Consider the following 14961-nt stretch of genomic DNA (forward strand, 5'->3'; position numbering starts at 1 on the left):
TCCTACGGCACCCTGCTCGGCGCCACCTACGCGCAGCTCTACCCACAGCACGTCCGGGCGATGGTGCTCGACGGCGCGATCGACCCGAGGCAGGGCGTCGGCATGCCGACGCCGCCGACCGCGGGGAGGAGGTCAACCGATCCGGTCCGGCTAACTACCGCAGGGAGAGATACGTCGCGTCGCCCGCGATACGGTAGCGTCCGGTTACTACTACGACTTGTCGTGACCGCCGTGGGGGTGTCCGCCCTCCGGTGGGCTGACGGGAGGTGCCGGATGGCCGACGACGCGGAGATCACCGCGTGGGCGCTGGCCGCCGGCCGCGGTGACCGCGAGGCCGCCGCCCGGTTCGTCCGGGCGACGCAGCAGCAGGTCCGGCGCTTCCTCGCCGTGCTGGTCTCCCCCGCGGAGGCGGACGACCTCGCGCAGGAGACCTTCCTGCGGGCGGTGCGGTCGTTGCGGTCGTTCGCCGGGCGGTCGTCGGCGCGGACGTGGCTGCTCGCGATCGCCCGCCGGGTCGCCGCCGACCACATCCGCACCGCCACGTCCCGTCCGCGGACCGTGCCGCTGACCGACGGGCATGACACCGCCGACGCGTCGCGGAGCGCGTTCGACCGGCAGGTGGTGCTGGAGCAGCTGATCACGGCGCTGCCGGCGGACCGGCGCGAGGCGTTCGTCGCCACCCAGGTGCTCGGCCTGTCCTACGCCGAGGCGGCGGAGGTCTGTGGTTGCCCCGTCGGCACGATCCGCTCCCGGGTGGCCCGGGCCCGGGAGGACCTCGTGGCCGCCATGGGCGGCGGCGGCCGGTCGACGGCCGCGCGGCCGGGCGAGAACGCGGCCGGCTGAGCGGGCCGCACCCCGGTTGAGCAGGAGCGCAGCGGCGGCCGGCGAAAATCGTCGGGAACCGGCGGCGGCATCGGAACGACTATCCGTGCATGGGGTGTGAGCAGTGGCGTGAGGTGCTGTCGGCGCAGCTGGACGGGGAGGAGTCCCCTGCCGAGCGGACGGCGGCCGAGGCGCACCTGGCCGGGTGCGGCGACTGCCGGACGTGGTTCGACCAGGCCGCGGCGGTGACCCGGCGGGCGCGGTTGTCGGTCATGGTCGCCGGTGACGACCTCACGGACGTCGTCCTCGACGCGCTGCCCGAGGTGCCACCGCGCCGACGACGGGGGCAGGCCGTGCTCAGCCTGCGGGGACGGGCCGTGGTCAGCCTGCGGGCGGTGCTGGGGCTGATCGGGGCGCTGCAGCTGGTGTTGGGCCTGGCGCAGATCGGGCGGGGCGTCGCCGGCCCACACGTGCATCCGGCCGCCGACGGGCTGGCGGCGGGGCACCTGTGGCACGAGTCGGCGGCCTGGAACGTCGCGGTCGGCGCCGGGTTCCTCTTCGTCGCGGCCCGGCGCACTCCCCCGACGGGGCTGGTGCCGATGTTGAGCGCGTTCGTCGGCACGCTGGTGCTGCTGTCGGTCAACGACCTAGCGACGGGGCGGGTGGACACCACCCGGCTGGTCAGCCACGGTTTCCTGCTCGTGGGCTACGCGCTCGTCGTCGTGCTGTCCCGCCGCGGGCTGCGCCCCGACGGCCCGGTGCGGCGCAACCGCACCGACGAGCCTCGTTGGCACCTGCCCGACGAGGAGCAGCCCGAATCGCCGGGGCTACGGCTGCTGCCACCGTACCCCGGCTCCGCCCGCGTCCCCGCCCGCCGGGCGGCCTGATCAATTTCGGACAGGATCGGCTCCCGGCCGGAACTTTTCCGGCCACCGGGCCGACCAACCGCACGTCGCGTCATCGTCTGAAGGGACCTGCCCGGATGCTCCGCACCATGCTCGCCGGCTCGCGTCGCCGCCCGGCCGCACTCCTCGCCTGTGTCGCCCTCCTGCTCGGCGGGACGGTCGGCTGCGGCTCGTCCGACGGCTCGTCGGCCGCCGCGCCCAGCCCGTCACCGTCGGCCACGGCGAGCGCGGCGGGTGTGCTCGGCGTCCGCGACCCGTGGGTCAAGGCAGCCGACACGGGAATGACCGCGGCGTTCGTCAGCCTGGTCAACGACGGCGACACCGACGTCACGATCACCGGCGCCGCCACCGACGTGTCGCCGATGGAACTGCACGAGATGGCCATGCGGGACGGCCAGATGGTCATGCGGGCCAAGCAGGGCGGCATCGTGGTCAAGGCCAGGAGCACGCACGTGCTGGAGCCCGGTGGCGACCACCTGATGCTGATGGGCCTCAAACGGCCGGTGCGGGCCGGCGACCAGGTGAGCTTCACGCTGACCTTCGCCGACGGCCGGACCCAGACGTTCACCGCGGTGGCCAAGCCGTTCACCGGTGCGCAGGAGAGCTACGCCCCCGGCCACGGCGAACCCGCGCCGGACACGAGCGGCATGCCCGCGACGAGCACCGGCCCGGCGTCGTGACCGGAGTGCCCACCGCCCGCCCGGTGCGCAGGCGCGGCCTGCTCACCGGCGGCGCCCTGGCCGCCGGGGGCACCCTGACCGGCGCCGCCGCCGTCGCCGCCACCCGTTCCGACCCGGGGGTACGGCCCGTCGAGGCGCTGCCCGTGGCCGAGGTCGGTGGGGCGGTCGAGCCGTTCCACGGGCCCCGGCAGGCCGGCGTCGCCACCGAGCCGCAGGCACACGCGTCGTTCGTGGCGTTCACCCTGAGGCCCGGCACCGACCGGGCGGCGCTGGGCCGGATGCTGCGGCTGCTCACCGACGACGCGGCCCGCCTCACCCAGGGGCGGCCCGCGCTGGCCGACACCGAGCCGGAACTCGGGCTGCTGCCCGCCCGGCTGACCGTCACGTTCGGCTTCGGCCCCGGCCTCTACGCCGCCGCCGGCCTGGCGGAGCGGCGGCCGGCGTCGGTGGCCGCCCTGCCCTCGTTCCGCGTCGACCGGCTCCAGCCCCGCTGGTCGGGCGGGGACCTGCTGCTGCAGATCTGCGCCGACGACCCGGTCACCGTCGCCCACGCCCAACGGGTCCTGGTCAAGGACAGCCGGCCGTTCGCCGCCGTCCGGTGGGTGCAGCAGGGCTTCCGCCGCGGCGCCGGCGTCGAACCCGGCGGGCGTACCCAGCGCAACCTCTTCGGCCAACTCGACGGCACCGCCAACCCCAGGCCAGGTGGGCCGCTGGAGACCGCGGTGTGGGTGACCGACGGGCCGGCGTGGCTGCGCGACAGCAGCACCCTGGTCGTCCGCCGGATCAGCATGAACCTGGAGACCTGGGACCTGCTCGGCCGCGCCGACCGGGAACTGGCCGTCGGCCGCCGCCTCGACACCGGCGCCCCGTTGACCGGCGCCGCCGAACACGACGTGCCCGACTTCGCCGCCACCGGCCCCGACGGGCTCGCCGTCATCCCCGACTTCTCCCACCTGACCCGCGCCCGCGTCGGCGAGGACCGGCTGAAGATCCTGCGCCGCCCCTACAACTACGACGGGGTACCCGCCGCCGACGGCACCGCCGACAGCGGACTGATCTTCGCCTCCTACCAGGCCGACATCGCCCGCCAGTTCCTCCCCATCCAGCGGCGCCTCGCCGAACGGGACCTGCTCAACGAGTGGACCACCCCGATCGGCTCCGCCGTCTTCGCCATCCCGCCCGGCTGCCCCGACGGCGGCTGGATCGGCCAACAACTACTCGGCTGACCACCACCCCACCAGGAGAAGCACCAGAGATGCCCACCCGATTCCGCCGCCCGACCGCAGCCGGTCTCGTCACCGCCGCGCTGGCCGCCGCCGCGCTGCTGCTCGTGCCGGCCGCTCCCGCCGCCGCGCACAACACGCTGCAGTCCGCCAGCCCCGCCAAGGAGTCGCGGCTGACCACGGCGCCGACCCAGGTCAGGCTGACGTTCATGCAGAAGCTCGATCCGGCCTTCACCACCATCGCACTGACCGACGCCGCCCAGGCGAAGGTCGCCACCGGCGAGCCCGTCGTCACCGGAACGACGGGAACGGTGACGATCGACCGACCGCTGGCCAACGGCACCTACACCGTCGCCTACCGGGTCGTCTCCGCCGACGGGCACCCCGTGCAGGGCTCGTACCGGTTCACCGTCGCGGACCCCTCGGCGAGCGCCAGCCCGCAGGTGACCGCGGCGAGCAGCGCCCCACCGGCCGCCGGCCCGTCCACCCCGTCGGCCGGCCCCGCCGCCTCGGCGAGCGGCTCCGGCGGGGGGCCGGGCACCGCGACGCTGGTGGTGGCCGCCGGCGTCCTGGCCGCCGTCGTCGGCGGTGCCGCCATGATGTGGCGTCGCCGCCGCGCCGGCGCCTGACACACGCCCCGCCGACCGGAAAGGTCGACACCCATCGGCGGCCCCGCCGGGCAGCCCCACCGGGCGACCACCGCCCTCACCACCAGCAAGGGAACCGACGTGCCAGACACCATCTCCCACCCGGCCCACCCGGCCCCCGCCCCGGACGCCGGGCGCGCGGCGGCGGATGCCGGCCCCACCGCAGGGGCGACCGCCCGCCGGGTACGGCCGACGGCCAGCGGTCGCGGCGGGTGGCTCGTGCCGGTGGCGGCCGTGGCGTCGGCGGTGGCCGTACTCCTGCTCGGCCTGCGCGCCGGCGGGGCGCTCACCGCCGCGATCCCCGGCCTGCCCGATCCCGGGCCGGTCACGGCGTGGGCGTTGCCCGTGGTCCGGCTGCTCGCCGACGGCCTCGCCACCCTGACGGTGGGGATGGTGGTGACGGCCGCGTTCCTGCTGCCCGGCGACGGTCCGAGCGTGTCCCCGCACGGCTGGCTGCTGCTGCGCCGCGCCGGCGCGGCGGCCGCGGGTTGGGCCGTGGCCGCGTCCACGCTGATCGTGCTGACGGTCTCGGACCTGCTCGGCGTCCCCGTGAACGGGCTCAGCCTCGCCACCGTGGTCAGCTTCGCCTCCTCGATCTCCCAGGGCCAGGCGTTGCTGCTGCAGGCGGGGCTCGCCCTGACGGCGGCGGTGCTGGCCCGGGCGGGGGTGTCGCGCGGGCTCGCCGCCGTGGTGGCGTTGGTCGCCCTGGTGGCGGTGCTGCCGCCGGCGTTCACCGGGCACGCCGCCGGGGCGGGCAACCACCAGGTCGCGGTGACCAGCCTCGCCCTGCACGTGCTGGCCGCCGCGCTGTGGGTCGGCGGGTTGGCGGCGCTGCTGATGATCCGTCGCAGCCGGCAGCTCGCCGACACCGCCGGCCGGTACAGCCGCCTCGCCCTGGGCTGCTTCGCGGCCGTCGCCGTGAGCGGGGCGGCCAACGCCGCCGTGCGCCTCGGCTCCGTGGCGGAGCTGTGGCAGTCCCGCTACGGCTGGTTGGTCCTCGGCAAGCTCGTCGCGCTGGCGATCCTGGGTGTCCTCGGCGCCCTGCACCGGTCGCGGGCCCTGCCGGCCCTGCGCGCGGGCCGCCCGGGCGCGTTCCGTCGGCTGGCCGCCGGCGAGCTGGTCGTGTTCGCCGCCACCGTCGGGCTGTCGGTGGCGTTGTCCCGCAGCCCCGCACCGGTGTCCGGGGACCCGCTGGACGCCGATCCGATCACCGAGCTGCTCGGCTTTCCGATGCCCGCCGCACCGACCCCGGCACTCCTGGTGGGCCAGCCGCTGCCGGACATGTTCTTCCTGACCCTCACCGTCGCCGGGGTCGGCGGCTACCTGGCCGGCGTGTGGCGGCTGCACCGGGCCGGGAACCGCTGGCCGGTCGCCCGCACCGCGAGCTGGTTGGCCGGCATGCTGCTGCTGGCCGCGATCACCGACCTGGGCGTGGCCCGCTACGCGTACGTGCTGTTCAGCGCCCACATGGTGCAGCACATGGTGCTGTCGATGCTGGTGCCGATCCTGCTCGTCGGCGGCGCCCCGGTCACCCTCGCCCTCCGCGCCCTGCGCCGGCCCACGGACCCGCAGGTCCGCGGCGCCCGGGAGTGGCTGCTGATGGCGCTGCACAGCCGGCCGGCGAAGCTGCTCACCCATCCCGTGGTCGCGTTGGGCATCTACGCCGGCAGCCTCTTCGGCCTGTACTTCAGCGACCTGCTGGGCATGCTGATGCGGTCCCACGTCGGCCACCTGGCCATGCTCATCCACTACGTGGCCGCCGGGTACCTGCTGTTCTGGGTGCTCATCGGGGTCGACCCCGGCCGGCCGAGGCTCGCCCCTCCCCTGCTGGTGATCCTCCACCTGGCCGCGATGATGGCCCACGGCTTCTTCGGCCTCGTCCTGATGCAGAGCACCACCCTCATCGCCCCGGACTGGTACTCCGCCGTCCACCCGGCGTGGGCGTCCTCCCTGATCGACGACCAGAAGCTGGGCGCGGGGATCGCCTGGGCCTTCGGGGAGGTACCGGCCGCGTTCGTCATGATCGTGCTGGTGCGCCAGTGGATCCGCGCCGACCGGCGCGAGCAGGGCCGCCTCGACCGGGCGGCCGACCGGGCCGAGGCCACCGGCGAGGAGGACGACCTCGCCCGGTACAACGCCTTCCTCGCCGCCGCCCGGCACGCCGACGCCGGCCCGCAGGACGGCCGCGACCCCGCGCGTCCGTAACCGGGCGGGCGGCCGGAGGCGCGCCCGCCCGGCGGCGCAGCCCTGGCACGGCCATCCTGCCCGCCCACGCCCGTCAGGCGCGGCAGTGTCATCGCGCTACCGGAATTGTCCGTCAAGCAATTCAGGACGCCGCCAATGTATGGGGCGACGCGACCTGGACCGGTGCCGAAATACCGTCGACCCGTGACCGTAATTAGCACACGCGTGTTTCAGAAGGATGTCGGCTGAAGCGGACGACGACCGCGCCGCATACGAGATGTCGGCTGCCGCGACGTCCGAGCCGTCCGCGCGCGTCCCGCAACGACCAGCGCGCTCGACACGACGGCCGGTAGCAGGCATCACGGGGGCTGTCGCCGGGTCGCCGGCCGGAGCGCCCATGTCCGAAAGATCGGTCAACCCACCACGAAAGGTGGCGCCGTTTCCGTCCCGCGCCGCGAAACCGCCCATTTATGGATGCCAAAACGTAACCACCTTTGACCGAAGCGGGATGACACCCTGACAGGGCCACAAACTGATTGATCGGCGTCGTATAGTAAATGTCCCGGAACGGGTGGGGAGCCGGAAGGGGTGGGGCATGAGGGGGATCCCGGCCGTGTCCTTGGTCATCGGAATCGCTTCCTCGCCGGCCGAACGCCGGCAGCTCGCGCGACTGCTCGGCGGGACGGAGGCGTTTCTGATCGTCTCGAGCGTCGACCAGGCACGGGATTTCCTCGCCGTGGTGGAGACCCCGCAGCCAGGGTTCCTCGACGTGGTGGAGACCCCGCAGCCAGGGGCAGCGCCCCCAGCCGTCCAGACCGTGGTCACGGCGGCCGCCGGCGGCACCACTGCGCCACCACCCGACCTCAGCGTCGACTCCGACCGACGGGTGCTGCGCTGGCGGGACCGCGAGATCGAGCTGACCCGCCTGGAGCACGATCTCCTGCTGTGCCTGGTGGGCGCGCCCGGGCAGGTCTGGACGTACGAGCGGCTGCACCTCAAGGTCTGGGGCAACGAGCACCTCGGCCGCGGCTCCGACATGCATTCGGTCGTGCGGAGGGTGCGGCGCAAGCTGGCCGGGCTGGACGCCTCGGCGACGATCCACGCCGTCCGCGGGGTCGGCTTCCGCCTCGCCCCGGCCTGACCACGATCCGCCGCCGAGCGGGCCCGGAGCCGCTGCCGGGCGGCGCCACACACCGGTCGCTGCCCTCGGAACGCGCACCGGTCGCAGCCCTCGGACGCGCACTCCTGGGCCTTCGGACGCGCACCGCTCGCCGCCCTCGAAACTGATCCGGCCCGCCTGGTCGATGACCAGGCGGGCCGGACTGTCAGCTAGCGGTCAACTGTCAACAACGGATGGGGGACAGAGCGAAGTCCTCCACCGTCGGGGTGGTGGTGTTGATCCTCGTCTGACGGGTCTGGGGCTTCCAGCCGTCCTTGGCGACGATCATCGTCATCGGGTTGTTCCGACGGTCCATCCAGTAGGCGTACCTGCCCTCGGCGTCGGTGGCGAACGTCCAGGACATCGCCCACGAGTCGATCTGGACGACGGCACCGGCAAGCGGCGAGCTGGCACCCTGGCAGCTCGTCCCGGTGACCGCACCCATCAGCTTGCCCCAGGTGGTCGGCGGCTTGACGTTCATCGTCACGGCCACCGGGTCCACCGTGTACGGCGTGTTCTCCTTGATGGCGACCGAACCGGAGTAGGTGCCCGGCTGGTCGACGTTCGCCGTCATCCCGACGGTGACCGTGACCTGCTCGCCCGGCGCCAGCGTGACCGCCGTCTTGTCGATCGTCATCCAGCTGACGTCGGCGCCACCCTCGGCGCACTCCTCGAACCCGGGCAGCGCCTCGCTGTCGGGCGTGGCGTTGAAGCTGCCGGAGGAGCCGCCGACCTTGTAGAAGCCGCACGCCGCGGCACCGCGGTACCGCGGCGTGTTGGCGTTCGGCAGGTTGGACCACGAGTCGGTGGCCGGGTCGTAGGCGAAGCCGGCGTTCGTGATCGCCCCGCCCTGCACACCGCCGACGACCAGGAGCTTGCCGCTGGCGACAGCGAACGAGCTGGCCCAGCTGTCGACCGGCGCGTCGGCGATCGCGGTCCAGGTGTTGGCCCCGGGGTCGAAGGCGTAGCTGGACTTCAGCACGGCGGAGCCGTCGTTGCCACCGGTGCAGTAGACGACGCCGTCGATCCCGCCGCAGGAGGCGAAGGCCACCGACTTCGGGTAGTCGGGCAGCGTCTCCCAGCTGTCGCTGCCCGGGTCGTACCGGACCACGTCGTTCGACATCGGCGTGCAGGACGACGTGGTGCAGCCACCGACGGAGTACAGCTTGCCGTCGACGACCGCCTGCCCGGCCGCGGAGCGTGGCGCCGGGTTGTCGGCCTTCTCCGTCCAGGTGTTGGCCGCCGGGTCGTACGACCAGGTGGTGCCGTCCGGGCCGGACGCCGCCCAGCCACCGGTCGCGATGATCTTCCCGTCCACGACGCCCACCGTCATGGCGTTGCGGGCGCCGGGAAGATCCGCGATCGGGGTCCAGGTCTGCGCGATCGGGTCGTAGACGAAGTTCTTCGTCGTGGACGCCGACCCGTTGGTGCCGGCGATCGAGTACACCTTGCCGTCCAGGTTCACCACCCGGTTGTCCATCACGTTCGCCGGGTAGTCGGCGATGTCGCTCCAGGGCGCGGCCTGCGGCCCGACCGCGGCCGAGGCCGCCGTCGCGGACTTGCCGGTCGCCGCCGCGGCGAACGACGTCGGGGTGGTGAGCCGCTGCTCCGGCGCGCCGGTGGAGCCGAGCACCTGCTGCTTGCTGATCCGGGTGCCGTCGGCGCGCAGGAGGGTGAACCCGCCGTCGCGCTCGCTGAACTCCACGTCGACCGGGGCCCCGCCGGTGTTGGTCACCGTGAACGGCTTGCTGACCTTTCCGGTCGGCATCTGGACCGTTCCGCTCACCGCAGCCGGCTTGACCGACAGGCGGCCGGCCGCCAGCTGGAAGTTCGCGGCGGTCGCCCAGTCCTCCTGGACGTCGACCTGCTTGCTCTGGCTGACGTAGTTGCCGGCCTTCGCGGTGAACTTGTGGTTGCCCGTCAGCGACGAGAACAGCCAGTAGAAGCCGTCGGCCAGCCCGGCGTCGTCCGGCGTCGCCACGGTGGTGGCCTTCTCCGCCGGCCGCTCGTCGCTGGTGACGGTGGCACCGTTGACGTAGCCGCTGGTGTTCTTGTCACGGACGTGGCCGAGCACCAGGCCCCCGTTGGTCGGCTCGCAGACGACCTGGCTGCCGATCAGCACGTTGTCGACCTGCCACCACCACTCGTACGAGGCGTCGTAGTAGTGGAACCGGACCCGGGTCTGCGCCTGGCCGGCGGCCTGCGGGATCGGGACCTCGGTCACCCGCGGCCCGCGGACGTCGGCCGCCTGCCGGAGCACGTTCGTCCAGGTGGTGCCGCCGTCGACGCTGAGGTCGACATCGGCGCGGTCGCTGCCCAACCAGTTGTAGTCCTGGTTGAACCGGATCACCGGAGCCGCGACGTCGGTCAGGTCGACGACCGGGCTGACGAGCGACGTGTCCTGCCGCCCACCGGAGCCGTACTCGTCGCTGTCGACGATCGCGAAGTTGCCGGTGCCGCCGGTCAGGTTGCGGCGGCCGCCCTCGTCGGTGAACTTCCAGACCTGACCGGTGTTCGCGTGGTCCACCACGGACCAGCCGGCCGGCACGGTGGCGCCGTCGAACGTCTCGTACTCGCCGTCGGAGCCGAACCGGTAGCCGGGCGCCGTGGTGCAGGAGTTGGTCTCCACCGGCACGGCGACGTTGGCGGTGACGTTGCCGTCGCCGACCACGACCTCCTTGGTGACGGTCTGGTAGCCCGGGTACTGCGACTCGACCTTGAGGTTGTACGTGGCCGAGGCCGGGAGCCTGACGCTGTATCGGCCGTTGACGGGCGTGGTGTAGTCGGACACGCCGGACGGACCCTCGACGGTCACCTTGGCGTAGAGCGGCCAGCCGTGGCCCGACCCGTCGGTGACCGAGCCGCTGACGGTGACGCTGGGCACCGCCGTCAAGGCGACGTTGATCGTCGTGGTCGCGTCGCGGTTGACGGTCGCCGGCGTCGTCTTGCCCTGGTAGCCGAACGCCGTCACGGCGACCTGGTAGTCACCGACCGGGAGCAGCGACGAGTACGTCCCGTTGGCAGTGGTCGTCAGCTCGCGGTCCGCCGCGCCCGTCAGGGCCACCGTGGCGCCCGCGATCGGGGCGCCGGTGGTCGCGTCCGTGACCGTGCCGGCCAGGGTGCCGGTGTCGCCGATCGGGGCCGCGTTGAGCAGCGCGAGCGCGTCCAGCCGACCCTCGCCGTACACGTTGTTGTCGTCGGTGGTGCCACCGCACTGGGTGTCGGCCTTGTCGACCGCCGCGTTGTCCAGCAGCGCGCGGGTCGGGTTGACCTCGCCGACCAGCGCCGGTGCCGCGGACCACAACAGCGCGATCGCGCCCGCGAGGTGCGGGGCGGCCATCGAGGTGCCGTTGTAGCTGGCGTAGCTGCCGCCCGGAACGCTCGACCGGACGTTCACACCCGGCGCCGCGATGTTGGGCTTGATCTCGCCGTTCTGGCCGACGCCACGCGACGAGAAACCGGCGATGTTGTTGTTGATGTCGTAGGCGCCGGCCGAGTAGTTGCTGACCAGGCTGCCCGGGGAGCCGCTGGTCTGGCACGCCGACCCGTTGTTGCCGTTGGACCAGACACCGAAGATGCCCGACGCGGTCCAGGCCAGCGTCACGTCCTCCATGAACGGTTCGTTGGAGGGGCTCGTGGTCCCCCACGAGTTGTTGATGATGTTCGGCCGCTTGCTGACGTCCGGGTTCTGGCCGTTGAGGTCGGTCGGCTCGAGCATCCACTGGCCGGAGTTGACCAGCGCGGCGTCGCTGGGGCAGCAGCCGTTCGCGGCGATCCACTTGACCTCGGGTGCCACGCCGATCTGGTTCGCGTCCGCGGAGCCGGCCATCGTGCCCATGGTGTGGGTCCCGTGGCCGTTGCTGTCGCAGGGCGCCGCGGCGCAGGTCCCGGCGGCGTTGTACCAGTTGTAGTTGTGGTCGAACGTGCCGTCGCCGTTGTTGCCGCGGTAGGAGTTCACCAGCGCCGGGTGGTCGAACTGGACCCCGGTGTCGATGTTCGCCACCGTGATGCCGGCGCCCTTGACGCCGTACTGGGACCAGACGTCGTCGGCGTTGATGTTGGCGATGCCCCACTCGAGGGCGTTCACCGTCTTCTCGTCGGTGCCCTTGGTGACCTCGGGCACCTGGTAGGCGACGGGGGCGTACAGGCCCTCGACCTCCGCGTGGGAGGCGATGCTCTGCGCCATCGCCAGCGAGCCGCCGCTGACCTTGATCGCGTTGGTCGCCCAGAAGGTCTCGTACTTCGCGCCCGCGCCGTCGAGCTCGGCGCGGATCTTGGTCTGGCTCTCGGCGGCGGTCTTCTTCAACGCCGCCACGACCGCGGCGCCGCGCTTGTCCCAGTCCTTGATCGCTGCGGCCTGGTTCAGGTCCGCCCTGTCCTTGAAGCGGATCCAGAAATCCCCTTCGGTCTTGCCCTGGAGCTGCTTGCTGAGCTCCGGCCGGATCTTGCCGTCTGCGGAGGCTGCTCCTGTCCCGGTCAGCGCGGCCTGTGCGCCTGAACCGAATGCGGCCAGGCCCGTCGCGGCGAGGACCAAGGCCGCGCCGGCACTCACCAGGGATCTGGCTGTGCGTTTCGTGGATGGACGTCTGAACATGGGTGGCGCCTCCTCCAGAACGACCCAGAGTGGAACGAGCCACGGTGGAGGGTGCGGGGCACGCGTCTCCCCGAGTGGATGAAGCGGAACGCACCCCTCCATGGCCCCCAGGCAACCGCGCGGGTCACGCCGGCTGCCCGTCTGGACACTATGATCGACATGAAAGGACGATCAAGAACTTGCCGTAAGCAATCTGTCACCAACAGTTGGCCAACCGTCGGGAAGCTTGCCAATTTTTGTCACGATCATGACGAAGCTGGGCAGAAACTTGCCCATCGTTTCGGGGTGGGTGCTGTGGGGGCACACGACGAAAGCACGGTGCCGGACGGGCGCGATCCGGCCGAGGAACAATTTCCGCTGGTGATCGCGGTGACACCGTCGCCGGCCGAGCGGATCCGACTCGCGGAGCGCCTCGAGGGCATCGCGCCACTGCTGCTGGTCTCCGATCTCGACGAGCTGCGCAGGCTGATCGCGGCCCCGCAGCGGCTCCCCCCGGCGTCGTCCGGGCCGCCCCCTGCCGCCGCGCCCGAGGCCACCGACGGCACGCTGCTGATCGACTCGGCCCGGTCCACCGCTCGCTGCCGGGATCGCGAGGTCGGCCTGACGCGACTTGAGCACGACCTGCTGATCAGCCTGACCACCGAGCCGATCCGGGTGTGGAGCTACGCCGAGTTGCACCGGACGGTCTGGCGCGACGAGGGGCTGGAGCGCAGGGCCGACGTGCAGTCGCTGGTGAAGCGGCTGCGGCGCAAGCTCGCCGGCCTCGGCACCGGCGTGACCATCGACGCGGTACGCGGCGTCGGGTTCCGGCTGACCGACCACCAGCAGCCGCGGGTCAGCGGTTCCTGATGCCTGCCTGACTTGGGCAGCCCGCATCGTGCTCCATCACCTGCGGCCCGGCGCGAGGTGGGGTAATGCCGGGAAGGGCTCCCGGCCCGCCCTAGCGGTCCGGACTGTCGGCGGCGGCCATGACGCGCAGCGCGTTGGGGTCCAGGCCGATCCGGATCGGGGTCTCGCCGTACGGCTCCCCGTCCACCTCCACGGGCGCCGGCCGGTCGGTCTCCAGCCAGAGTTCGCGTACGGCGAGGAACGGCTCGTCGACGAGGGTGCGGCGATGGCCGGTGGCCGCGTTGCGCGCCGTGTCCCGCAGCAGTCCGCGGCGGGTCGGGCCACCCACCGGGTACGCGACCAACAGCCGGTCGTCGGCGTCCGCGTCCGCGGTGATGGGCCGCCCCGCGTGGAAGCCGCCGTTCGCCACGTACAGCTGGTGGGTGAGGAACTCGTGCCGCCGTCCCTCGGCGCGTACGGCGGCCCGCAGCGGCCGGTGCCGGGTCAGCAGCGCCAGAGCGGTCATCGGGTACGCGATCCGGCCGATGACCCGCTTGAGCCGGGGCGGCGTCCTGAGCATCACGTCGGCGGAGAGGCCGATGCCGATGTGGTTGGTGAACCGCATGCTGCCCACGAGTCCGAGGTCGACGTCGATCACCTTGCCGTCGGTGAGGACCGCGACCGCCGCGTCGAGGTCGAGCGGGATGCCCACCGTACGCGCGAAGTTGTTGGTGGTGCCCAGCGGCAGCAGGCCGAGCGCGATGTCGCGGTGGGCGAGCAGCCGCGCGGCGGTGCCGATCGTGCCGTCGCCGCCGCCGGCGACCAGGAGGTCCGGCCCGAGGTCGGCGGCGGCGGCGAGGCTCTGCTCGAGTTCGGCGGGCCGGTCGACCGGGTACGTGCCGAGCAGGGTGAAGCCGGCCGCGACCAGCCGTGACCGGGTCTCCTCGTAGAGCTGGCGGCCCCGCCGGGAGTGGGCGTTGACGACGAGCGCCGCCCGCCGCTCCCGCCGGATGGCCGCGCTCAGCTCCTGCTTCGTCCGCATAGGGCCCGACCCTAGCGCCGGACGGACGGCGCACGACGCACGCCGGCCGGGTGTTCGGGTCGGCGGTGCCGTTGGCCACCCGGTTGATGGTGTGCGAAGCCCACCGGGATCCCGGCCGGTGATCAACGAGACGGGCGCAGGGCGACCGGTGGGCCGAACCGGACCGGCACGCCGGGGGAATACAGCACGCTGGCCGGCGGTCCGGTCGGCGCCGGCAGCCCGGCGGCGGTGACCAGCTCGTCGTCCAGGTGCAGCAGCTCGGCGCGGTGCAGCGGCCAGCGGGGATGCCAGTTCGGCAGGTGCCGCGTGCGACCGTACGCCCGGGTGTGCAACCCCCATCGGGCGGTGACGAAGTGCTCCAGCGGGGTCGGCTCGGCGATCGCCCCGCCCACCCGGACCACCATCCGGCTCGTCGCGCCGCGCGGGCCGGGCCAGCGACGCCGGCACCGGTAGGTGCGGCGGTCGCCGTCCCGGTCCAGCCGCATCGCCGACCACATGTACGGCAGCCGCAGGGTCGCCCGGGCAGCCAGCACCATGAGCAGCCGGGACGCGTCGAGCGAGCGGAACACCACCGCCCGCCGGCCGGTGCCGTCGACCGAGTAGAGCCGGACGTTGGTCTCCCAGAAGCTGCCGAGGTACGGCACCCCCGGCCCGCAGCCGAGGCCCAGCCCCACCATGCGGAAGCCGATCAGGCCGACATAGCTGAGCCCGTCGAGGGTGTCCGGACGCGTCCCGGCGGGCAGCAGCGGCGCGACGAGCTCCGGAGCGACGGCCCAGTGCAGGAAGGTGAGGTCCTCCCAGCGCTGCCGCAGGATCGCACGCGGGAACGCCTGCTCGGGCGCGCACTCGACCGGCTCGATGTACACGTGCCCATCCT

Annotated in this window: 11 protein-coding genes; 8 read left to right on the forward strand and 3 right to left on the reverse strand. The window is 73.0% G+C overall.

Features of this window, described 5'->3' with window-relative positions; genetic code table 11:
* The first annotated feature begins 273 nt into the window (after nucleotides 1-273).
* The 7 genes from ABZ793_RS17215 (at nucleotide 274) to ABZ793_RS17245 (ending at nucleotide 7602) form a co-directional block, all read left to right on the forward strand.
* On the forward strand, nucleotides 274-843 hold the full coding sequence (locus ABZ793_RS17215; protein ID WP_357457908.1) for a sigma-70 family RNA polymerase sigma factor: 570 nt from the start codon (nucleotides 274-276) through the stop codon (nucleotides 841-843).
* Between the two features lie 89 nt (nucleotides 844-932).
* Nucleotides 933-1709 carry a zf-HC2 domain-containing protein gene (locus tag ABZ793_RS17220; protein WP_357457910.1) on the forward strand — a complete coding sequence of 259 codons (777 nt, stop codon included), beginning with the start codon at nucleotides 933-935 and terminating at the stop codon, nucleotides 1707-1709.
* A gap of 95 nt (nucleotides 1710-1804) precedes the next feature.
* Nucleotides 1805-2407: a copper chaperone PCu(A)C gene (locus ABZ793_RS17225; RefSeq protein WP_357457912.1), complete on the forward strand. Its 603-nt coding sequence runs from the start codon at nucleotides 1805-1807 to the stop codon at nucleotides 2405-2407.
* On the forward strand, nucleotides 2404-3633 hold the full coding sequence (locus ABZ793_RS17230; protein WP_357457914.1) for a Dyp-type peroxidase: 1230 nt from the start codon (nucleotides 2404-2406) through the stop codon (nucleotides 3631-3633). Before ABZ793_RS17225 ends, ABZ793_RS17230 begins: the two co-directional genes overlap by 4 nt.
* A gap of 29 nt (nucleotides 3634-3662) precedes the next feature.
* Entirely contained in the window at nucleotides 3663-4259 is a 597-nt protein-coding gene (locus ABZ793_RS17235; protein WP_357457917.1) for a copper resistance CopC family protein, read from the forward strand.
* 237 nt (nucleotides 4260-4496) lie between these two features.
* Entirely contained in the window at nucleotides 4497-6482 is a 1986-nt protein-coding gene (locus tag ABZ793_RS17240) for a bifunctional copper resistance protein CopD/cytochrome c oxidase assembly protein (RefSeq protein ID WP_357458180.1), read from the forward strand.
* A gap of 574 nt (nucleotides 6483-7056) precedes the next feature.
* Nucleotides 7057-7602 (forward strand): winged helix-turn-helix domain-containing protein, encoded by a 546-nt coding sequence (locus ABZ793_RS17245; protein ID WP_357457920.1) that lies wholly within the window; start codon nucleotides 7057-7059, stop codon nucleotides 7600-7602.
* Nucleotides 7603-7804: 202 nt separating this feature from the next.
* On the opposite strand, the gene ABZ793_RS17250 is transcribed toward ABZ793_RS17245, so the two are convergent.
* Nucleotides 7805-12172, reverse strand: a complete 4368-nt coding sequence (locus tag ABZ793_RS17250; protein WP_357457923.1) for a S8 family serine peptidase — start codon at nucleotides 12170-12172, stop codon at nucleotides 7805-7807.
* A gap of 336 nt (nucleotides 12173-12508) precedes the next feature.
* On the opposite strand from ABZ793_RS17250, the gene ABZ793_RS17255 reads away from it, so the two are divergent.
* On the forward strand, nucleotides 12509-13063 hold the full coding sequence (locus ABZ793_RS17255) for a winged helix-turn-helix domain-containing protein (protein WP_357457926.1): 555 nt from the start codon (nucleotides 12509-12511) through the stop codon (nucleotides 13061-13063).
* 91 nt (nucleotides 13064-13154) lie between these two features.
* Here the strand turns inward: ABZ793_RS17255 and ABZ793_RS17260 are convergent, their stop codons facing one another.
* Both ABZ793_RS17260 and ABZ793_RS17265 read right to left on the reverse strand, forming a co-directional pair.
* Complete coding sequence (locus ABZ793_RS17260) at nucleotides 13155-14084, reverse strand: diacylglycerol kinase family protein (protein WP_357457929.1); 930 nt, start codon at nucleotides 14082-14084, stop codon at nucleotides 13155-13157.
* Between the two features lie 122 nt (nucleotides 14085-14206).
* Complete coding sequence (locus ABZ793_RS17265) at nucleotides 14207-14950, reverse strand: DUF2071 domain-containing protein (RefSeq protein ID WP_357457932.1); 744 nt, start codon at nucleotides 14948-14950, stop codon at nucleotides 14207-14209.
* Nucleotides 14951-14961 lie beyond the last annotated feature (11 nt).

This window comes from Micromonospora sp. NPDC047465, assembly GCF_040643125.1.
GTDB lineage: Bacteria > Actinomycetota > Actinomycetes > Mycobacteriales > Micromonosporaceae > Micromonospora.